We start from the raw sequence: 18,938 nt of genomic DNA on the forward strand, positions 1-18,938 counted from the left end.
CGCCACTGTGCGCCTTCACAGCCACTGTGCGCCCTGTCTACCGGGCGCACAGTCACCTCAACGGGCGCACAGTGCGGAAGGGAGTGGCCCGGGGCGGGGTGGCCCGCCCGCGCCGCCCTCAGCGGTAGTTGACGAACTGCAGCGCGGCGTCGATGTCGTCGGCGCCCTTGAGCAGCGCGATGACGTCCTGGAGGTCGTCGCGGCTCTTGGAGGTCACGCGCACCTCGTCGCCGGTGATCTGCGTCTTGACGCCCTTGGGGCCCTCGTCGCGGATGAGCTTGGTGATCTTCTTCGCGTTCTCCGAGCTCAGGCCCTCCTTGAGGGTGCCCACGAGCCGGTACTCCTTGCCCGAGGCCTGCGGCTCGTTCTCGCCGGTGTCCAGCGCCTTGAGCGAGACCCCGCGGCGGATGAGCTTGCTCTGCAGCACGTCGAGCACCGCGAGCACCCGCTCCTCGGAGTTGGCCTTCATGAGGATGGCGTCCTCGCCGCTCCACTCGACCGAGGCGCCCACACCCTTGAAGTCGTAGCGCTGGGCGATCTCCTTCGCGGCCTGGTTGACGGCGTTGTCCACCTCCTGGCGGTCGATCTTGCTCACGACGTCGAAGGACGAGTCGGCTGCCATCGGTTCGGTCTCCTTGGGTGCGAGGTGGATCACGTGGGTACTCGGTTAGGAGCACCCGCTCCGGCTTGGTATTCTTCCACTCGGTCCTGCACGGACCAAGGCGGGTTGCCCGAGCGGCCAAAGGGAGCTGACTGTAAATCAGCCGCGGAATGCTTCGCAGGTTCGAATCCTGCACCCGCCACGTGAGACGGCCCGGATCCAGCGGATCCGGGCCGTCGCTCGTCACCGGCCGCGGCCGGTGGGCGGGGACGTGAGGAGGGCCACTGCCAGCCGATTTCGTTCCCGGCGCCCGAAGCATGTACGCTCGTCAGCGCCGCCCCGATAGCTCAGTCGGCAGAGCGTCTCCATGGTAAGGAGAAGGTCAAGGGTTCGATTCCCTTTCGGGGCTCCGATCGACGTCCACGTCGTGCGTCACGTAACATGGCGTGCCGGCCATGGTCGACGATCATGGCGGGGTAGCTCAGGTGGTTAGAGCACACGGCTCATAATCGTGGTGTCGCGGGTTCGAGTCCCGCCCCCGCTACTGAACGACACGGCTCCGGGGCCCCGGAGCCCCGATGAACGCGAGGAATACCGTGGCCAGCAAGTCCAGCGACGTCCGTCCGAAGATCACCCTCGCCTGCGAGGAGTGCAAGGAGCGGAACTACATCACCAACAAGAACCGTCGGAACAACCCCGACCGCCTTGAGGTGAAGAAGTACTGCCCGCGCGACAACCGCCACACGATCCACCGCGAGACTCGCTGACCGCGTGGACGAGCGTTCCGACCGCCCCACCAGCGTCAACCTGACGCTCGTGGGGCGTTCGTATGCCCCAACGGAGACCTACCGCGTGTCCGCCGTGAAGATCGCCGAGATGGCCGCCGCCACGGGCGCCACCCACCCGGCGCACACGGACCCCGCCGCCGCCCGCGAGCTCGGCTACGACGACGTCGTCGCCCCGCCGACCTTCGCCGTCGTCGTCGCGCAGCGCGCCGAGCAGGCCTACATCGCGGACCCCGAGTCGGGGATCGACTTCTCCCGCGTCGTCCACGCCGAGGAGCGCTTCACCCACCACCGCCCGATCGTCGCCGGCGACCTACTGCGCACGACCGTCCACGTCGACGCCGTCACCGAGCGGGCGGGCATCGCGATGGTGAGCACCCGGGCCGAGATCGCCGACGACGCCGGAGCGCCCGTCGCCACCGTGCGCTCCACGCTCGCCGTGCGCGGGGAGGGCCGCTGATGGACCTGTCGTCGCTCACCGTCGGCGCGGAGCTGTTCACCCGTACCTTCGCCGTCGACCGCGCGCTGCTCGTGCGCTACGCCGGCGCCTCCGGGGACTTCAACCCCATCCACTACAACGAGCGCGTCGCTCGCGACGTTGGCCTCGACGGCGTCATCGCCCACGGGATGGCGACGATGGGGCTGGCCGCGGCCGCCGTCGCCGACTGGGCCGGAGACCCGGGCGCCGTCGTCGACTACGGGGTGCGCTTCACGCGCCCGATCGTCGTGCCCGACCCGGGTGAGGTCGAGCTCGAGGTCACCGGGAAGGTCGGGGCCCTGGACGCCGAGGCCGGGACGGTCCGCGTCGACCTCACCGCCCGCGCCGCCGGGGTCACCGTGCTGGCCAAGGCCCAGGCCGTGGTCCGCGCGCGATGAGCGCGACCGCCCGGCCGGCGGGCCGGCGGGCGACGCACGCGGTCCTCGGGGTCTTCGCCCTCAACGGCTTCCTCTTCGCCAGCTGGGTCTCCCGGCTGCCCGCCGTCCGTGACGCGCTGGGGCTGAGCCCCGGCCAGATGGGCGTGCTCCTCCTCATCGGCTCCGTCGGCTCGATCCTTGCCCTCCCGGTGGCCGGTGGCGTCGCGCAGCGCGCCGGTGCGGCCGTGACCGTGCGCGGCGGGGTGGTCGTCGCGGTGGCCGGTTTCGCCGTCGTCGCCGGCGGGCTCCTCAGCGGCACCGTCCCGCTCCTGGCCCTCGGCCTGCTCGTCGCGCAGGTCGGGATCGCCGCCTGGGACGTCGCGATGAACCTCGAGGGCGGGCTCGTCGAGCACGAGGTCGAGCGCGAGATCATGCCGCGCTTCCACGCCGGCTTCTCCCTCGGCACCGTGGCGGGCGCCGCCCTGGGCGCCGGCGCCGCGCTCCTCGGGGTGCCGGTCGTCGCGCACCTCGCGGCGGTCGCCGTCGCGGTCGCCGTCGGTGGGCTGTTCGCCACCCGCGGCTTCCTCCCCTTCACCCCCGCCCCCGTGGCGAGCGGACGACGCCGCCGCCTCGCGGCCGTCCTCGCCGGCTGGCGCGAGCCGCGCACGCTCCTCGTCGGCGTCATGGTGCTCGCCTTCGCACTGACGGAGGGCGCCGCCAACGACTGGCTGGCTCTCGGCGTCGTCGACGGCTTCGGCACCTCCGACGCCGTCGGCGCGCTCGGCTTCGGCGTCTTCGTCACCGCGATGACGCTCATGCGCCTGGCGGGGGAGCAGCTGCACGCCCGCTTCGGCCGGGTGGCCGTGCTGCGCGGCACCACGCTCCTCGCCCTCGCCGGCCTCCTCCTCTTCGCCCTGGCCCCCGTGCTGTGGCTCTCCCTCGTGGGTGGGGCGCTGTGGGGCCTGGGCGCGGCCCTCGGCTTCCCCGCGGGGATGAGCGCCGCGGGCGACGAGCCGCTGCACGCCGCCACCCGCGTCTCGGTCGTCGCCTCGATCGGCTACACCGCCTTCCTCTGCGGCCCGCCGCTGCTCGGGCTGCTCGCCGAGCACGTCGGCTACCGCCAGGCGACGCTCGCGATCGCCGTGCCGCTCGCCGTCGCCTTCGTCGTCAGCGGCGCCGCGCGGCCGCTGCTGCCGCAGCGGCCGGTGGACGCCCCGGCGCCCGGCCGCGTCTAGATTGGTCCGGTGACCACCTCCGCGCCGCCCACCCTGGGCGAGCTGACCACCCTTCGCGTCGGCGGGCCCGTGGGCCGCTTCGTCGAGACAACGACGGAGGCCGAGCTCGTCGACGCCGTCCGCGAGGCCGACGCCTCCGGCACCCCGCTCCTCGTCCTTGGCGGCGGGTCCAACCTCCTCGCCTCCGACGACGGCTTCACCGGCGTCGTCGTGCGCGACGTGCGCCGCGGCATCCGGACCGAGTCGCAGTACGCGTGCGCCGGCGTCTCCATCACCGTGCCGGCCGGCCACCCGTGGGACGACGTCGTCGCCACCGCAGTCGCCGAGGGCTGGCGCGGCGTGGAGGCGCTGTCGGGGATCCCCGGCTCCACGGGGGCCACCCCCGTCCAGAACGTCGGCGCCTACGGCCAGGAGGTCGCCGAGACGCTCGAGACCGTGCGGGTCTACGACCGCCTCGAGCAGCGCACCCGCAGCCTCGTCGTGAGCGAGCTGGGCCTGGGCTACCGCACGAGCGTGCTCAAGCGCTCGCTCACCGACACCCGCGCCGGTGGTGGGCGCACGTGGGGCCCCACGGGCCGCTACGTCGTCCTCGAGGTCGGCTTCCAGCTCGCCCTCGGCGCCTCCTCCGCCCCCGTGCGCTACGCCGAGCTGGCCCGCGTGCTCGACGTCGAGATCGGCGGCCGCGCACCGGCCGCGGACGTCCGCCGCGCCGTGCTCGAGCTGCGCCGCGGCAAGGGCATGGTCGTGGACGACGCCGACCCCGACACGTGGTCCGCCGGCTCCTTCTTCACCAACCCCGTCCTCACGGTCGAGCAGGCCGACGCCCTGCTCCCGCCCGACGCCCCGCGCTTCCCGGTCGAGGACCGCTCCCGGCCGGCCTTCGGCTCCACCCCGCCCTCCGTGCCCGGGCTGGTCAAGACCTCCGCCGCGTGGCTGATCTCCCGCTCGGGCATCGAGCGGGGCCACGGCGACCCGGAGCGGGCCGCCGTCTCCGGCAAGCACGTCCTCGCGCTCACCAACCGCGGTGCGGCGAGCGCGGCGGACCTGCTCGCCCTCGCCCGGGACGTGCGCGACGCCGTCCGGCAGCGCTTCGGCGTCGAGCTCGTCCCCGAGCCGGTACTGCTGGGCCTGAGCCTCTAGGACGCGAGCCAGGCGTCGATCTCGGCCAGCCAGCGCCGCTTGCTCGACTCCGCGGCCAGGCTCGCACGGACCGAGCCGCGGGCCAGCTCGGCGAGCGCGGCGTCGTCCATGCCGTGGTCCTCGCGGGCGATGCGGTACTGGTCAGCGAGCCGGGAGACGAACAGGAGCGGGTCGTCGGCGCTGAGCGCGAGCCGGGCGCCGGCCTCGTGGAGCGTGCGCAGCGGCACGTCCGCCGCCGTCGGGTACACCCCGAGGGCGACGTTGCTCGCGGGTGCGAGCTCCAGCGCGATCCCCGCCTCGGTGACCTTCTCCAGCAGCGCGAGGTCGTCGGCGAGCCGCACCCCGTGCCCCAGGCGCGTGGGCCCGAGGTGGGTGAGGACGGCGCGCACGTGGTCGGGGCCGAGGAGCTCCCCGCCGTGGGGCAGGCTCGCCAGCCCCGCCTGGCGCGCGATCGTGAAGGCCGGGGCGAACTCGCTCGTGTCCCCGCGCCGCTCGTCGTTGCTCAGCCCGAAGCCGATGACCTCACCGGGCCCGTCACCCGCGTGGCGCACCGCCAGGCGCGCCAGGGTGCGTGCGTCCAGCGGGTGGCGGGTGCGGGAGGCGGCGACGACGACGCCGACCTCCACCCCCGTCGTCCGGCTCGCCGCGCGCGCCTCGTCCAGGACGATCTCCAGCGCCGGGGTGAGCCCGCCGACGAAGGGGGCGTAGGACGTCGGGTCGACCTGGATCTCGAGGCGCCGGGAGCCCTCCGCGGCGTCGTCCTCGGCGGCCTCGCGCACGATCCGGCGCATCGCCGCCTCGGTGCGCACGACGGCGCGCGCGGCGTCGTAGAGGCGCTGGAAACGGAACCAGCCGCGCTCGCCGGCGGGCACGCGCAGCGCCTGCCCGTCGAGCAGGGCGGGCGGCAGCCGGATCCCCGCCTCCGTGGCCAGCTCGGCCAGGGTGCTGGGGCGCATCGAGCCGGTGAAGTGCAGATGCAGGTGGGTCTTGGGCAGCGTCGTCAGGTCCCGCACGAGGCCGAGTCTCGCACGGACCCGACGGCCTCGGCCTCCGGTGGACCACGGCCGGACGTGGTGGACTGGTCCCATGGACGAGGCGGTGTCGCAGACCGAGCGGGACGACGTCGCCCTGCTCACCGGGCCGGGGGCGGGGGAGGTGCTCGCCGCCGCGCTCGCGGCCGAGGGGGCGACGCTGGGGCCGTGGCGGGTGCACACCGTCCACCACCGCCCGGGCGCGGGGGTCACCGTCGGCTACACCGTGCGCACCGGCGCCGACAGCCCCGACGACTACCTGTGCGCCACCACCGGCCGGGTCACCGCTCCCGCCGGGAACGGCCTCGTGCGCCTGGAGAGCGGCGGCAGCGTCGTCCACGTGTGGCGCCACCCGGCCGACCCGGAGCTGCCGGCGCTCGCCGCGGCGTGCTCCCCGGCCGGGCTCGCCGAGCGTCTCGGTACCGCGCAGCCCCCGAACGTCGAGCTGCTCGCGTACCGCCCGCTGCGCCGCGCCGTCGTGCGGGCCCGTGGCGCCGGCCTGACGGACGGGGAGGTCTACGGCAAGGTCGTCCGCCCGCGGGCGCTGCACCAGCTCGCCACCCGGCACCGGATGCTCACCGCGGCCGGGGTGCCGGCCCCCGAGGTGCTCCACGCCGACGACGACGGCCTGCTCGTGCTCCGCGCCGGCCGCGGCACGTCCCTGGCGGCCGAGCTCGCCCGGGGGATGGCGCCGGCGTGGGCGCGCGCCGTGCTCGACGACGTCGTCGCGGTCCTCGACCGCCTGCCCGCCGCAGCCCTCGAGCTGCCGCGCCGGCCCGCCTGGTCCGAGCGGGCCCGGCACTACGCCCACGCCGCGAGCGTCGTCCTGCCCGAGCACGGCCCCCGGATCGCGGCGCTCGCCGACGGCGTCGCCGGCGCGCTGGCGAGCACCGACCCGGGCCCCGTCGTCCCCACCCACGGGGACCTCTACGAGGCGAACCTCCTCATGACCGACGGCCGGGTGAGCACGGTGCTGGACGTCGACTCCCTGGGCCCCGGGCACCGCGTGGACGACCTCGCCTGCCTCCTCGCCCACGTCAGCGTGCTGCCCCACCTCGCTCCGCGCACCTACCCCGGCGTGCCCGCCGTCCTCCGGACGTGGACCGAGCGGTGCGAGCGGCTCGTCGACCCCGGCGCGCTGCGGGCGCGGGCGGCGGGGGTCGTGCTCTCGCTCGTCGCCGGTGCGCGCCGCGGCGGGGCGGAGGACTGGCGCACCGACGCCGAGGGCCGGCTCGCGGAGGCCGAGCGCTGGCTCGCCGGCGTCTGAGCCGCAGATGAGAGCCCTCTCATCCGGGGCTCCTCGCCGTCTCATCCACGGAGGCTGGGCTGGGGCCCAGGTGCGGTGGACGCACCGGAGGAGGGACGGACGATGAGTGCACGGCGATGGGTCACCACGGGGGTCCTCGGGGTCCTCGGCATCGGGGCGGCGGGCCTGGCGGCAGGGGCGGTCACGGAGGCCCCTGAGACGCGGACGCTGCCCGCGGTCCGCGTGGGCGAGGCCACCCCGGCGCCCGCCGACACCCGCGCGGCCGACCCCGCCTCGCCGGGGGCCGGAAGCGCGACGACCGCCGTCTCGGCGCCCTCGGCGCCGGCCACCCCGCCGAGCGAGGCGCCGTCCGCCCCGCCGGAGCAGCCGCCGGCCGCCCAGCCGCCCGCCGCCCAGCCGCAGCAGCCCCCGGCCCCGCCGGCCGCCCGGGAGGCCCCCGTGCAGGTGAGCGCCCCCACCCCGGTCACCGCGCCCAGCCCGGTCACGGCGCCGTCGCCGCAGAGCGCCCCGTCCGCCGACGACTGACGAGGGCCGTTCCCCTCAGCGCGTCGTGTCGACCAGCCGGTAGCCCATGCCCCGGACGGTGACGATGCGCTCGGCCCCGAGCTTCTTGCGCAGGTAGCGGACGTAGACGTCCACGACGTTGGAGCCGGGGTCGAAGTCGTAGCCCCACACGCGGTCGAGGAGCTGCTCCCGGCTGAGCACCTGGCCCGGGTGGGCGAGGAAGGTCTCGGCGAGCGAGAACTCCCGCGCGGACAGCTCCACCTCCCGGCCGGCGACCGTGGCGTGCCGGGTGCGCAGGTCCAGCGACAGGTCACCGAAGGACAGCACGCTCGTCGCCTGGGCGCCCTGCTCGGGCGCGCGCAGCCGCAGGCGGATCCGGGCGAGGAGCTCCTCGAAGCGGAAGGGCTTGGGCATGTAGTCGTCCGCACCGCCCTCGAGACCCGCCACGGTGTCGTCCACCGAGGTACGCGCCGTGAGGATGACGACCGGCAGGGTGGAGCCCGCCGCCCGCAGCCGCCGCAGCACGGTGAAGCCGTCCATGTCGGGCAGGCCGATGTCGAGGACGAGCAGCTGGACGTCTCCGCCGAGCGCGTGGGCGAGGGCCTCCTGCCCGGTCGTCACCGCCGTCGAGGCGTACCCGGCCGCCCGCAGCCCCTTGGTGATGAAGGACGAGATGCCGGGCTCGTCCTCGGCGATGAGGATGTGGGACATCTACCTCGCTCCGTCCTGGTCGGCACCCTCGGCGGCGACCTCGTCGGGGTCGACGACGATCTCGTCGTCGGGCACCGGGGCGGGCTCGACGCCCGGCGCCGGCAGGAGCAGCGTGAAGCGGGAGCCCTCGCCCGGGGCGGAGGTCACGGTGACCCGGCCGCCGTGGGCGTGGGCGATCGCGGCGACGATCGACAGCCCGAGCCCCGAGCCGGCGGCCGGTCGCCGACCGGTGCCGCTCACCTGGGCGAAGCGCTCGAAGATCCGCTCCTGCTGATCGGGCGGGATGCCGACGCCCTCGTCCTCCACCCACAGGGCGACGGAGCCGTCCTCGAGCCGCGAGCCGAGACGGACGGTGCTGCCGTCCTCGGAGAACTTCACGGCGTTGGCGGCGAGCTGGAGGAGGGCCTGCGTCACCCGCTCGGGGTCGACCTCGGCGATCGCCTCCACCCGTGTCGACACCCGCCAGCGCCGGTCGCCCAGCTGGCGGGCCTGGTCGAGGACGTTGTCGAGGAGGGTGCCGACGTCCGTGGGCTCGGTCCGCACGAAGTCCGGCGCCTCGGACCGGGCGAGGAGGACGAGGTCGTCGGCCAGGCGGTGCATGCGGTCGAGCTCGCGCAGCGCGAGCGCGCGCGTCTCGGTCGCGTCCTGCTCGTCGGTCGGGTCCATGAGCTCGAGGTGGCCCCGCACGATGGTGATGGGTGTGCGCAGCTCGTGCCCGGCGTCGTCGAGGAGCCGCCGCTGGGAGCGGAAGGCCGTCTCGAGCCGGCCGAGCATGTCGTTGAAGGTGCGGGCGAGGTCGGCGAGGTCGTCGCGGCCGGCCACCGGGATGCGGCGGGACAGGTCGGTGACGCTGATGAGCTCGGCCGTCTCGCGCAGCGAGCGCAGCGGCCGCAGCAGGCGGCCGGAGAGCACCCAGGCGACGACGGCGAGGACGAGCAGCGACCCGACGGCGACGATCCCGTAGGTGCGGAAGATCGACCCGATCTCCGCCTGCTCCGCGTCCCGGTCGAAGGCGAGGACCATCGCGCCCGGGGTCGAGTCGCCGACCTGGACGGGCACGGCGGCGTAGCGGTACTCGCGCAGGGAGGTGCGCAGCGTGTCGACGACGACGGAGTCGGCCTGCCAGGTGTCGGCGACGGCGTGGACGAGCTCGGGGTCCAGCGCGAGGGGCACGCCGATGTCCTGGGTCTGGTAGCGGACGTTGTCGCGGATGAAGGCGATCATGCCCTCGTTGGCCGCCGGCACCTCCCGGCTCATCATCGTGTAGAGCAGGCGGTCGGAGTCGCGGAAGGGCTCACCGGTGTCGGGGTCGACCCCCGTCTCGGCCAGGGTCCGCAGCTCGGCCACCGTCCGGTCGAGGGCGTCGTCGATGTCCTGGTCCACACGCACGCGCTGCAGCGCCCACGCGGTGCCGCCGGCGGCGACGAGCGCGAGCGCGCACAGCGCCAGGACGGTCGCGAGAATGCGGGCGCGGACCGTGAGGGGACGACGGCGGGTGCTCACCGGCCCAGTATCGGGGCCCGTCATGAGACAGGGATGAGAAAAGGCCCGGGCTCCCGCCCGGGCCTCTCTCGTCCGCGTGACTCAGCCGAGGAGCTCCTGGATGCGGCGGATGCCCTCGACCATGTCGTCGGTGCCGAGCGCGTAGCTCAGGCGCAGGTAGCCGCTGGGCCCGAAGGCCTCACCCGGGACGACCGCGACCTCGGCCTCCTCGAGGATGAGCGTGGCGAGCTCGGCGGAGGTCCGCGGCGTGCGGCCGCGGATCGTGCGGCCGAGGACGCCCTCGACGTTCGGGTAGGCGTAGAACGCGCCGCGCGGGCTGGGGACCTCCACGCCGTCGATCTCGCGCAGCATGCTCACCATCGTGCGGCGCCGCTCGTCGAAGGCGGCCCGCATCGTCTCGACGGCGCTGAGGTCCCCGGACACCGCGGCGAGCGCGGCCCGCTGGGAGACGTTGGCGACGTTCGAGGTGAGGTGGGACTGGAGGTTGGTCGCCGCCTTGATGACGTCCGCGGGCCCGACCATCCAGCCCACGCGCCAGCCGGTCATCGCGTAGGTCTTGGCCACCCCGTTGAGGACGATCGTCGTGTCGGCGAGCTCGGGGACCGCCCGCAGGATCGGGGTGAACTCGGCGTCGTCGTAGACGAGGTGCTCGTAGATCTCGTCGGTGATGACCCACACGCCGTGCTCGTGGGCCCAGCGGCCGATCGCCGCCGTCTGCTCGGCGGAGTAGACGGCACCCGTGGGGTTGGACGGGGAGCAGAAGAGCAGGGCCTTGGTGCGCGGCGTGCGGGCCGCCTCGAGCTGCTCCACGGTGACGAGGTAGTCCTGGTCGGAGCCGGCGACGACCTCGACGGCCCGCCCCCCGGCCAGCGCGATCGCCTCCGGGTAGGTGGTCCAGTACGGGGCGGGGAGGAGGACCTCGTCGCCCGGGTCGATGATCGCGGCGAAGGCCTGGTAGACCGCCTGCTTGCCGCCGTTGGTCACGAGGACGTGGTCGGGGGAGATCTCGTAGCCGGAGTCGCGCAGGGTCTTGGCGGCGATCGCCTCGCGCAGGACCGGCAGCCCCTTGGCGGGGGAGTAGCGGTGGTTGACCGGGTCCTGGGCGGCGGCGACGGCGGCGTCGACGATGTACTGCGGCGTGGGGAAGTCGGGCTCGCCGGCGCCGAAGCCGATGACCGGGCGTCCGGCGGCCTTGAGCGCCTTGGCCTTCGCGTCGACCGCCAGGGTGGCGGACTCCGCGATCGCCGCCAGCCGGGCGGAGACGCGCGTGGGGGACGGGGTGCTCGGGGTGCTCGTGTGCTCGCTCACCCGGCTATGGTGGCACGGCAGCCCCGCGGCGCTCGCGGGTCGCCCGTCCCACGGACAGCGCCCGGGCGACACGGGTCACGCGAGTCGGGTTCGACCTCACGGCCCCGGGCGCGTACACTCGATGCCTGGTGGCTCTCGACCGCCTGGTTGGACCGTGCTCTCCTGCGGCCCGTCCGGTGGGAGAGGTCGTCGAAGGGCAGTGGCGCAATTGGTAGCGCACCGGTCTCCAAAACCGGCGGTTGTGGGTTCGAGTCCCTCCTGCCCTGCAGCAGCGGCGTCGCGCGACGCCTCGGCCAAGACACCCAGACCAGTGAGGAAGACCGCCTGTGAGTGAGTCCGCGAGCACGACCTCGGGCAAGCCCGAGCGTGCCGGCCGCGCCGGGGGCGGGGCGACCAGGAAGCGCGGTCTCTTCGCCCGGATCGCACTGTTCGTCCGCCAGGTGATCGCCGAGCTGAAGAAGGTCGTCCGACCCACCCGCAACGAGCTGTTCACGTTCTTCGTCGTCGTCATCGTCTTCGTGCTGGCGATCATGGCCTACGTGGGCCTTGTCGACCTGGGCTTCGGGCGGCTGGCGCTGTGGGTGTTCGGCGGCTGACGCCCCCGTCCACAGCATCGAACTACGACGCAGAAAGTTGGTGACCCCGTGACTGAGGAGACCGTGGAGCACACGGCCCCGGCCGAGGCTCCTGACGACATCCCCAGCGACCTTCCCGGAGCCGAGGCCGAGAGCCCCGCCGCCGTCGAGGAGGGCGCGGCCGCAGGTGAGGACACGACTCCCGCCGAGGAGTCCGCCGAGGTCGAGGACGTCCCGGCCGCGGAGGACGCCGAGGAGCTGTCCCCCGAGGAGGAGTTCCGCCGCGAGCTGCGGCTGCAGCCGGGCCACTGGTACGTCGTGCACTCCTACGCGGGCTACGAGAAGCGCGTCAAGGCGAACCTCGAGAACCGCATCCAGAGCCTCAACATGGAGGAGTACATCTTCCAGGTCGAGGTCCCGATGGAGGACGTCGTCGAGATCAAGAACTCCCAGCGCAAGCTCGTCACCCGGGTGCGCATCCCGGGCTACGTGCTCGTGCGCATGGACCTGACCGACGAGTCGTGGGGCGCGGTGCGCCACACGCCCGGTGTCACCGGCTTCGTCGGCCACACCCACCAGCCGGTGCCGCTGACCGAGGACGAGGTCTTCTCGATGCTCGCCCCGACCCTCGCCCCCAAGGAGACGGCCAAGGCCGCGACCGGCGGGAGTGCCCCGAGCACCCCCATCGAGGTCGAGTTCTCCGTGGGCGAGTCCGTCACCGTCACCGACGGGCCCTTCGAGACCCTCCCGGCCACGATCTCCGAGATCAGCCCGGAGCAGCAGAAGCTCAAGGTGCTCGTGTCGATCTTCGGCCGGGAGACCCCGGTCGAGCTGTCGTTCTCGCAGGTCGCCAAGATCTGAGCGGACGGCTCCCCGGCGCACGCTTCCTGCTGCGCCGGACCCCGCAAGGCGGCGTCGGCGGTCACCGACGCCCAGGAACATAAGGACGCACCATGCCTCCCAAGAAGAAGGTCGCAGGCCTGATCAAGCTCCAGATCCAGGCCGGCGCCGCGACCCCCGCGCCGCCCATCGGCCCCGCGCTGGGCCAGCACGGCGTGAACATCATGGAGTTCTGCAAGGCGTACAACGCCGCGACCGAGTCGCAGCGCGGCAACGTCATCCCGGTGGAGATCACGGTTTACGAGGACCGTTCCTTCACCTTCATCACCAAGACCCCTCCGGCCGCCGAGCTCATCAAGAAGGCCGCCGGCGTCGCCAAGGGCTCCGGCACCCCGCACACCGCGAAGGTCGGCTCCCTGACGATGGCCCAGGTGCGCGAGATCGCCGAGGGCAAGATGGTCGACCTCAACGCCAACGACGTCGACGCCGCCGCGAAGATCATCGCGGGCACCGCCCGTTCCATGGGCATCACCGTCTCGGACTGAGGCACCCGGGCGCTCCCCGCGTCCGTCGTTCCAGGCGCCTCGGCGCCCCGTGGCAGGGTCCGGCGCGGACCCGCAGACCACGACTGCTGAAACTAGGAGAAGCAGCATGACCACGCGCAGCAAGAACTACCGCAAGGCGGCCGAGAAGATCGACCGCTCGCAGGTCTACACCCCCCTCGAGGCCGTCCGCCTCGCCAAGGAGGGTGCGAGCAGCACGAAGTTCGACCAGACCGTCGAGGTCGTCTTCCGCCTCGGCGTCGACCCCCGCAAGGCGGACCAGATGGTGCGCGGCACCGTCAGCCTGCCCCACGGCACCGGCAAGTCGGCCCGCGTCCTCGTCTTCGCCGTCGGCGAGCGCGCGGCGCAGGCCGAGGCCGCCGGCGCCGACGAGGTCGGCGGCGACGAGCTCATCGAGAAGGTCGCGGCCGGCTACACGAACTTCGACGCCGCCGTCGCCACCCCGGACCTCATGGGCAAGGTCGGCCGCCTCGGCCGCGTCCTCGGTCCCCGTGGCCTCATGCCCAACCCGAAGACCGGCACGGTGACCATGGACGTCGCCAAGGCTGTCACGGAGATCAAGGGTGGGCGGATCGAGTTCCGCGTCGACAAGAACTCCAACCTCCACTTCATCATCGGCAAGGCGTCCTTCAGCGACGAGCAGCTGGTGGAGAACTACGCCGCCGCCCTGGACGAGGTGCTGCGGCTCAAGCCGGCCTCCGCGAAGGGCCGCTACATCAGCAAGGCCACCATGGCCACGACCATGGGCCCCGGCGTCCCGCTGGACGCCACCCTCACGCGCAACCTCACCACGGACACCCCGTCCTGACCTGAGACGCACCAGCAGCGCCCCGGCCCGTGAGGTCCGGGGCGCTGCTGCGTCTGTGGGGTGCGGCACAGGGGGCCCTACGGGCTTGGACCGCGGGCCCTCGGCGAGGTACTGTTGCCTCTGCCCAAGACCGCCGGTCCCCCGTCAGCCATGACGGGTCGAAGTCCGCAGCAGCGGAGCCAGCGCAGGTGATCATGAGACGCCGTCCACGACGTGCGCCCCGTGCAGACCCTGCGCGGGGCTTTTTTGTTGCTCGACCTCATCCTCCGGCGGCACGACCGAAAAGGAGGGCCATGGCGAGGCCTGACAAGGTGGCGGCAGTCACCGAGCTCACGCAGCAGCTGCGTGAGGCAAACGCCGTCGTGCTCACCGAGTACCGCGGGCTCAGCGTCGGCCAGCTCAAGGAGCTGCGTCGTTCGCTCGGCACCAATGCCAGCTACGCCGTCGTGAAGAACACGCTGACCGCCATCGCGGCCAAGGAGGCTGGGCTCGAGGGACTCGACGCACAGCTCACCGGCCCGACCGCGATCGCCTTCGTGACCGGGGAGCCCTCCGAGGCTGCCAAGGGTCTGCGTGACTTCGCCAAGACCAACCCCCAGCTCGTCATCAAGGGTGGCGTGCTCGAGGGCCGGACGCTGTCGGCGCAGGACGTCGACACGCTCGCCAGCCTCGAGAGCCGCGAGGTGCTGCTGGGCAAGGCCGCTGGCGCGTTCAAGGCAGCGCTGTACCAGGCTGCGTACATGTTCACCGCGCCGGCCACCCAGGCCGCGCGCACCATCGAGGCTCTGCGCGAGAAGCAGGCCACCGACGCCGCCTGAGGCATCGGGACCACCACCCCACCCTGCTCCACGCAGTAGACAGCACAGGGCAGACCAACCAGGAAGGACGCCACCATGGCGAAGCTCACCACCGACGAGCTCATCGAGGCTTTCAAGGAGCTCACCCTCATCGAGCTCTCCGAGTTCGTGAAGCAGTTCGAGGAGACCTTCGAGGTCACCGCCGCTGCTCCGGTCGCCGTTGCCGCGGCCGCCCCGGCCGGCGGCGGCGACGCCGGCGCCGCCGAGGAGGAGAAGACCGACTTCGACGTCGTCCTCGACGCCATCGGCGACAAGAAGATCCAGGTCATCAAGGAGGTCCGCGCGCTCACGAGCCTCGGCCTCAAGGAGGCCAAGGACCTCGTGGACTCGGCCCCCAAGGCCGTCCTCGAGGGCGTCGACAAGGACACCGCGGACAAGGCCAAGGAGGCCCTCGAGGGCGCCGGGGCCACCGTCTCCGTCAAGTGACCTCATAGCTCCACCGGCCTCACGGCCTGCCACGGCCCGGCACCCCTCGGGGTGCCGGGCCGTCGGCGTCCCCGGAAGAAGTTCCGAGACGCACCGGCGCGCCTCCGCTTCTCCACCCGCGCCCGATGGCGTATGGTGGCGGCGTCGGTCCAGGACCTGCAGCGCGACGGTGCGCTGGACATTGCCCTGCGCACCTGTGTATGCTGTCGCTTTGCGCTGACTTCTGCCTGCCTGTCTGCCGCCCCGAACCCCGCCGCGTGCTGGGTCGACGCGACGAGGAGACAGTCCCTGACAGCGCAGTGTGCACACAATTCGCAGGGAAGGACCCCCTTTGGCTGCCTCGCGCACCTCTTCTGTTCCCACCGCTGAAGACATCGCCACCCGGCTCCGCTCCCGCCGGGTCTCGTTCGCCAAGATCCAGGAGCCGCTCCAGGCGCCCGACCTCCTCGGGCTGCAGACCGAGAGCTTCGACTGGCTGCTCGGCAACCCGGCGTGGCGCGACCGCGTCGCCGCCGCCATCGAGCGGGGCGACAAGAACGTCCCGCGGACCTCGGGCCTCGAGGAGATCTTCGCGGAGATCTCCCCGATCGAGGACTTCGGCCAGTCGATGTCCCTCTCCTTCAACGACCACCGCTTCGAGCCGGCGAAGTACACGCCGGAGGAGTGCAAGGAGAAGGACTTCACCTACGCCGCTCCGCTGTTCGTCACGGCCGAGTTCACCAACTACGAGACCGGTGAGATCAAGTCGCAGACGGTCTTCATGGGCGACTTCCCGCTCATGACCGAGCGCGGCACCTTCATCATCAACGGCACCGAGCGTGTCGTCGTCTCCCAGCTGGTCCGCTCCCCGGGCGTCTACTTCGAGCGCACCCCCGACAAGACGTCCGACAAGGACGTCTTCACGACGAAGATCATCCCGTCGCGTGGTGCGTGGCTCGAGTTCGAGATCGACAAGCGCGACGCCGTCGGCATCCGCATCGACCGCAAGCGCAAGCAGTCGATCACCGTCTTCCTGCGTGCGCTGGGCATGACCGAGAGCGAGATCCGCGAGGAGTTCGCCGACTACCCGGTCCTGCTCGAGACCCTCGAGAAGGACAACGTCAGCACCCAGGACGAGGCCCTGCTCGACATCTACCGCAAGGTCCGCCCCGGCGAGCCGCCGACGGTCGAGGCCGGTCGCAACCTCCTCGACAACTACTACTTCAACCCCAAGCGCTACGACCTCGCCAAGGTCGGCCGGTACAAGCTCAACAAGAAGCTCGGCACCAGTGCCGACCTCAGCGAGTCCGTGCTGCGCGTCGAGGACATCAAGGCAGCGGTCCGCTACCTCCTGGCCCTCCACAAGGGCGAGACGGAGTACACCGTCGAGTACGACGGCGAGCAGGTCACCGTCCGCGCCGAGACCGACGACATCGACCACTTCGGCAACCGCCGCATCCGGTCGGTCGGCGAGCTCATCCAGAACCAGATCCGCACGGGCCTGTCCCGGATGGAGCGTGTCGTGCGCGAGCGCATGACCACGCAGGACGTCGAGGCCATCACGCCGCAGACGCTCATCAACATCCGCCCGGTCGTCGCCTCCATCAAGGAGTTCTTCGGCACCTCCCAGCTGTCGCAGTTCATGGACCAGAACAACCCGCTGGCCGGGCTGACGCACAAGCGTCGTCTCAACGCCCTCGGCCCCGGTGGTCTGTCCCGTGACCGCGCGGCGATGGAGGTCCGTGACGTCCACCCCTCGCACTACGGCCGCATGTGCCCGATCGAGACCCCTGAGGGCCCGAACATCGGCCTCATCGGCTCGCTCGCGACCTTCGCGCGGATCAACCCCTTCGGTTTCGTCGAGACCCCCTACCGTCGCGTCGTCGACGGCCGGGTCACCGACGAGGTGGACTACCTCACCGCCGACGACGAGGACCGCTACGTCATCGCGCAGGCCAACGCCAAGCTCGACGACGAGGGCCGGTTCCGCGAGGAGCAGGTGCTCGTCCGCGCGAGCGGCGGCAGCGGCGAGATGGCGGCCGTCCCGGCCGAGGACGTCGACTACATGGACGTCTCCGCCCGCCAGATGGTGTCCGTCGCGACCGCGATGATCCCCTTCCTCGAGCACGACGACGCCAACCGTGCGCTCATGGGCGCCAACATGCAGCGTCAGGCGGTGCCGCTGGTCCGCAGCGAGGCCCCACTCGTGGGCACCGGGCTCGAGCGCCGCGCCGCCGTGGACGCCGGTGACGTCATCGTCGCCAGCAAGGCCGGCGTCGTCACCGAGGTCTCGGCCGACGCGATCCACGTCGCCGCCGACGACGGCACGAACCAGGTCTACCGCGTCGCGAAGTTCCGTCGCTCCAACCAGGGCACGTCCTACAACCAGCGTGTGCTGGTCGACGAGGGCGACCGCGTCGAGGTCGGCTCCGCGCTGGCCGACGGCCCGGCGACCGACGACGGCGAGCTGGCCCTGGGCCGCAACCTCCTCGTCGCCTTCATGTCGTGGGAGGGCCACAACTACGAGGACGCGATCATCCTCTCCCAGCGCCTCGTGGCCGAGGACGTCCTGTCCTCGATCCACATCGAGGAGCACGAGGTCGACGCCCGCGACACCAAGCTGGGCGCCGAGGAGATCACCCGGGACATCCCGAACGTCTCCGAGGACGTGCTCGCCGACCTCGACGAGCGCGGCATCATCCGCATCGGTGCCGAGGTCAGCGCCGGCGACATCCTCGTCGGCAAGGTCACCCCCAAGGGTGAGACCGAGCTGACGAGCGAGGAGCGCCTGCTGCGCGCGATCTTCGGCGAGAAGGCCCGCGAGGTGCGCGACACGTCACTCAAGGTGCCCCACGGTGAGTCCGGGACCGTCATCGGTATCCAGGAGTTCAACGCGGACGAGGACGACGAGCTGCCCGCCGGCGTCAACCAGATGGTGCGCGTCTACATCGCCCAGCGCCGCAAGATCACCGACGGCGACAAGCTCGCCGGGCGCCACGGCAACAAGGGTGTCATCTCCAAGATCCTCCCGGTCGAGGACATGCCCTTCCTCGAGGACGGCACGCCGGTCGACATCATCCTCAACCCGCTCGGTGTGCCCGGCCGTATGAACGTCGGCCAGGTGCTCGAGACCCACCTCGGGTGGGTCGCCAAGCAGGGCTGGGACGCCACCGACGCGCCGCAGGGCGAGGGCACGTGGACGGAGAACCTGCCGGAGGGCGCCCTGCGCGGCGAGCCGGGCACCCCGGTCGCCACGCCGGTCTTCGACGGCATCCACGAGCACGAGCTCACCGGTCTGCTCGGCCACACCACCCCGAACCGGGACGGCCAGCGCATGGTCGGCACCGACGGCAAGGCCCGCCTGTTCGACGGCCGCTCCGGGGAGCCCTTCCCCGAGCCCGTCTCGGTCGGCTACATGTACATCCTCAAGCTCCACCACCTCGTGGACGACAAGATCCACGCCCGCTCCACCGGCCCGTACTCGATGATCACCCAGCAGCCGCTGGGCGGTAAGGCACAGTTCGGTGGCCAGCGCTTCGGTGAGATGGAGGTGTGGGCACTGGAGGCCTACGGCGCCGCGTACGCGCTGCAGGAGCTCCTGACGATCAAGTCCGACGACATCCCCGGACGCGTCAAGGTGTACGAGGCCATCGTCAAGGGCGAGAACATCCCCGAGCCCGGCATCCCCGAGTCCTTCAAGGTGCTCATGAAGGAGATGCAGTCCCTGTGCCTGAACGTCGAGGCACTGGACGCGGAGGGCAACGCCATCGAGCTGCGTGACGCCGACGAGGAGGTCTACCGGGCTGCCGACGAGCTCGGGATCGACCTGTCGCGTCGTCCCGACGCCAGCAGCGTCGACGACATCTAAGAGGCCGCGGCTGCCGTGGCACCACCGCCACGGCAGCCCGCCGGCCCGTTTGGATTCCACACGGTGACATACCGAAGGAAGT

At 72.3% G+C, this 18,938-nt stretch carries 19 protein-coding genes and 4 tRNA genes; 18 read left to right on the forward strand and 5 right to left on the reverse strand.

All coding sequences use genetic code 11. The features are described from left to right. Positions 1–118: 118 nt before the first annotated feature. Positions 119–622 (reverse strand): YajQ family cyclic di-GMP-binding protein, encoded by a 504-nt coding sequence (locus tag AA0005_RS03805; protein ID WP_413452097.1) that lies wholly within the window; start codon positions 620–622, stop codon positions 119–121. A 99-nt stretch (positions 623–721) separates the two neighbouring features. On the opposite strand from AA0005_RS03805, the gene AA0005_RS03810 reads away from it, so the two are divergent. The 8 genes from AA0005_RS03810 (at position 722) to AA0005_RS03845 (ending at position 4,616) form a co-directional block, all read left to right on the forward strand. Then, a tRNA-Tyr gene (locus tag AA0005_RS03810) sits at positions 722–803 on the forward strand. Positions 804–937: 134 nt separating this feature from the next. Next, positions 938–1,010: transfer RNA gene (locus tag AA0005_RS03815), tRNA-Thr, on the forward strand. A 61-nt stretch (positions 1,011–1,071) separates the two neighbouring features. Further along, a tRNA-Met gene (locus tag AA0005_RS03820) sits at positions 1,072–1,145 on the forward strand. A gap of 34 nt (positions 1,146–1,179) precedes the next feature. After that, complete coding sequence (gene rpmG, locus AA0005_RS03825; RefSeq protein ID WP_110852505.1) at positions 1,180–1,368, forward strand: 50S ribosomal protein L33; 189 nt, start codon at positions 1,180–1,182, stop codon at positions 1,366–1,368. Positions 1,369–1,372: 4 nt separating this feature from the next. Beyond that, entirely contained in the window at positions 1,373–1,846 is a 474-nt protein-coding gene (locus AA0005_RS03830; RefSeq protein ID WP_413452098.1) for a MaoC family dehydratase N-terminal domain-containing protein, read from the forward strand. Then, a complete protein-coding gene (locus AA0005_RS03835; protein ID WP_413452099.1) occupies positions 1,846–2,262 on the forward strand; it encodes a MaoC/PaaZ C-terminal domain-containing protein in 417 nt (138 codons plus the stop codon). The genes AA0005_RS03830 and AA0005_RS03835 overlap by 1 nt, the downstream gene beginning before the upstream one ends. Further along, entirely contained in the window at positions 2,259–3,476 is a 1,218-nt protein-coding gene (locus AA0005_RS03840) for an MFS transporter (RefSeq protein ID WP_413452100.1), read from the forward strand. The genes AA0005_RS03835 and AA0005_RS03840 overlap by 4 nt, the downstream gene beginning before the upstream one ends. A gap of 9 nt (positions 3,477–3,485) precedes the next feature. Beyond that, positions 3,486–4,616, forward strand: a complete 1,131-nt coding sequence (locus tag AA0005_RS03845; RefSeq protein WP_413452101.1) for a UDP-N-acetylmuramate dehydrogenase — start codon at positions 3,486–3,488, stop codon at positions 4,614–4,616. On the opposite strand, the gene AA0005_RS03850 is transcribed toward AA0005_RS03845, so the two are convergent. Continuing rightward, positions 4,613–5,629 carry an adenosine deaminase gene (locus tag AA0005_RS03850; RefSeq protein WP_413452102.1) on the reverse strand — a complete coding sequence of 339 codons (1,017 nt, stop codon included), beginning with the start codon at positions 5,627–5,629 and terminating at the stop codon, positions 4,613–4,615. The two genes, AA0005_RS03845 and AA0005_RS03850, sit on opposite strands and share 4 nt — an antisense overlap. A 73-nt stretch (positions 5,630–5,702) precedes the next feature. Here AA0005_RS03850 and AA0005_RS03855 point away from each other — a divergent pair, with 73 nt between their 5' ends. Both AA0005_RS03855 and AA0005_RS03860 read left to right on the forward strand, forming a co-directional pair. Next, a complete protein-coding gene (locus AA0005_RS03855) occupies positions 5,703–6,914 on the forward strand; it encodes an aminoglycoside phosphotransferase family protein (RefSeq protein WP_413452103.1) in 1,212 nt (403 codons plus the stop codon). A gap of 102 nt (positions 6,915–7,016) precedes the next feature. Beyond that, on the forward strand, positions 7,017–7,439 hold the full coding sequence (locus tag AA0005_RS03860) for a hypothetical protein (RefSeq protein WP_413452104.1): 423 nt from the start codon (positions 7,017–7,019) through the stop codon (positions 7,437–7,439). 15 nt (positions 7,440–7,454) lie between these two features. Here the strand turns inward: AA0005_RS03860 and AA0005_RS03865 are convergent, their stop codons facing one another. The 3 genes from AA0005_RS03865 to AA0005_RS03875 all read right to left on the reverse strand — a co-directional run bounded on the left by AA0005_RS03865 (position 7,455) and on the right by AA0005_RS03875 (position 10,940). Next, the gene (locus AA0005_RS03865; RefSeq protein ID WP_413452105.1) at positions 7,455–8,129 is read right to left on the reverse strand and encodes a response regulator transcription factor; all 675 of its coding nucleotides are present in this window, start codon (positions 8,127–8,129) and stop codon (positions 7,455–7,457) included. Further along, a complete protein-coding gene (locus AA0005_RS03870) occupies positions 8,130–9,632 on the reverse strand; it encodes a sensor histidine kinase (RefSeq protein WP_413452106.1) in 1,503 nt (500 codons plus the stop codon). An 81-nt stretch (positions 9,633–9,713) separates the two neighbouring features. Beyond that, on the reverse strand, positions 9,714–10,940 hold the full coding sequence (locus tag AA0005_RS03875) for a pyridoxal phosphate-dependent aminotransferase (protein WP_413452107.1): 1,227 nt from the start codon (positions 10,938–10,940) through the stop codon (positions 9,714–9,716). A gap of 193 nt (positions 10,941–11,133) precedes the next feature. Here AA0005_RS03875 and AA0005_RS03880 point away from each other — a divergent pair. The 8 genes from AA0005_RS03880 (at position 11,134) to rpoB (ending at position 18,856) form a co-directional block, all read left to right on the forward strand. After that, positions 11,134–11,206: transfer RNA gene (locus AA0005_RS03880), tRNA-Trp, on the forward strand. 60 nt (positions 11,207–11,266) lie between these two features. After that, the gene (gene secE / locus AA0005_RS03885; RefSeq protein WP_413452108.1) at positions 11,267–11,536 is read left to right on the forward strand and encodes a preprotein translocase subunit SecE; all 270 of its coding nucleotides are present in this window, start codon (positions 11,267–11,269) and stop codon (positions 11,534–11,536) included. 48 nt (positions 11,537–11,584) lie between these two features. Next, positions 11,585–12,376 (forward strand): transcription termination/antitermination protein NusG, encoded by a 792-nt coding sequence (gene nusG / locus AA0005_RS03890; RefSeq protein ID WP_413452109.1) that lies wholly within the window; start codon positions 11,585–11,587, stop codon positions 12,374–12,376. Positions 12,377–12,468: 92 nt separating this feature from the next. Beyond that, entirely contained in the window at positions 12,469–12,900 is a 432-nt protein-coding gene (gene rplK / locus AA0005_RS03895; RefSeq protein WP_152187590.1) for a 50S ribosomal protein L11, read from the forward strand. 106 nt (positions 12,901–13,006) lie between these two features. After that, positions 13,007–13,726 (forward strand): 50S ribosomal protein L1, encoded by a 720-nt coding sequence (gene rplA / locus AA0005_RS03900; protein ID WP_413452110.1) that lies wholly within the window; start codon positions 13,007–13,009, stop codon positions 13,724–13,726. A gap of 293 nt (positions 13,727–14,019) precedes the next feature. Further along, on the forward strand, positions 14,020–14,544 hold the full coding sequence (rplJ, locus tag AA0005_RS03905; RefSeq protein ID WP_413452111.1) for a 50S ribosomal protein L10: 525 nt from the start codon (positions 14,020–14,022) through the stop codon (positions 14,542–14,544). Positions 14,545–14,619: 75 nt separating this feature from the next. Beyond that, on the forward strand, positions 14,620–15,009 hold the full coding sequence (gene rplL, locus AA0005_RS03910) for a 50S ribosomal protein L7/L12 (RefSeq protein WP_413452112.1): 390 nt from the start codon (positions 14,620–14,622) through the stop codon (positions 15,007–15,009). A 331-nt stretch (positions 15,010–15,340) separates the two neighbouring features. Continuing rightward, complete coding sequence (gene rpoB, locus AA0005_RS03915) at positions 15,341–18,856, forward strand: DNA-directed RNA polymerase subunit beta (protein WP_413452113.1); 3,516 nt, start codon at positions 15,341–15,343, stop codon at positions 18,854–18,856. Positions 18,857–18,938: the final 82 nt, after the last annotated feature.

The sequence above is a fragment of the Georgenia phoenicis genome (assembly GCF_047302425.1).
In the GTDB taxonomy this organism is placed as follows: domain Bacteria; phylum Actinomycetota; class Actinomycetes; order Actinomycetales; family Actinomycetaceae; genus Oceanitalea.

Coding starts and splice junctions, on each gene's coding strand:
- AA0005_RS03805 (WP_413452097.1), bottom strand. CDS start 622: ATGGCAGCCGACTCGTCCTTCGACGTCGTGAGCAAGATCGACCGCCAG.
- rpmG (WP_110852505.1), top strand. CDS start 1,180: ATGAACGCGAGGAATACCGTGGCCAGCAAGTCCAGCGACGTCCGTCCG.
- AA0005_RS03835 (WP_413452099.1), top strand. CDS start 1,846: ATGGACCTGTCGTCGCTCACCGTCGGCGCGGAGCTGTTCACCCGTACC.
- AA0005_RS03840 (WP_413452100.1), top strand. CDS start 2,259: ATGAGCGCGACCGCCCGGCCGGCGGGCCGGCGGGCGACGCACGCGGTC.
- AA0005_RS03855 (WP_413452103.1), top strand. CDS start 5,703: ATGGACGAGGCGGTGTCGCAGACCGAGCGGGACGACGTCGCCCTGCTC.
- AA0005_RS03860 (WP_413452104.1), top strand. CDS start 7,017: ATGAGTGCACGGCGATGGGTCACCACGGGGGTCCTCGGGGTCCTCGGC.
- AA0005_RS03865 (WP_413452105.1), bottom strand. CDS start 8,129: ATGTCCCACATCCTCATCGCCGAGGACGAGCCCGGCATCTCGTCCTTC.
- rplK (WP_152187590.1), top strand. CDS start 12,469: ATGCCTCCCAAGAAGAAGGTCGCAGGCCTGATCAAGCTCCAGATCCAG.
- rplA (WP_413452110.1), top strand. CDS start 13,007: ATGACCACGCGCAGCAAGAACTACCGCAAGGCGGCCGAGAAGATCGAC.
- rplJ (WP_413452111.1), top strand. CDS start 14,020: ATGGCGAGGCCTGACAAGGTGGCGGCAGTCACCGAGCTCACGCAGCAG.
- rplL (WP_413452112.1), top strand. CDS start 14,620: ATGGCGAAGCTCACCACCGACGAGCTCATCGAGGCTTTCAAGGAGCTC.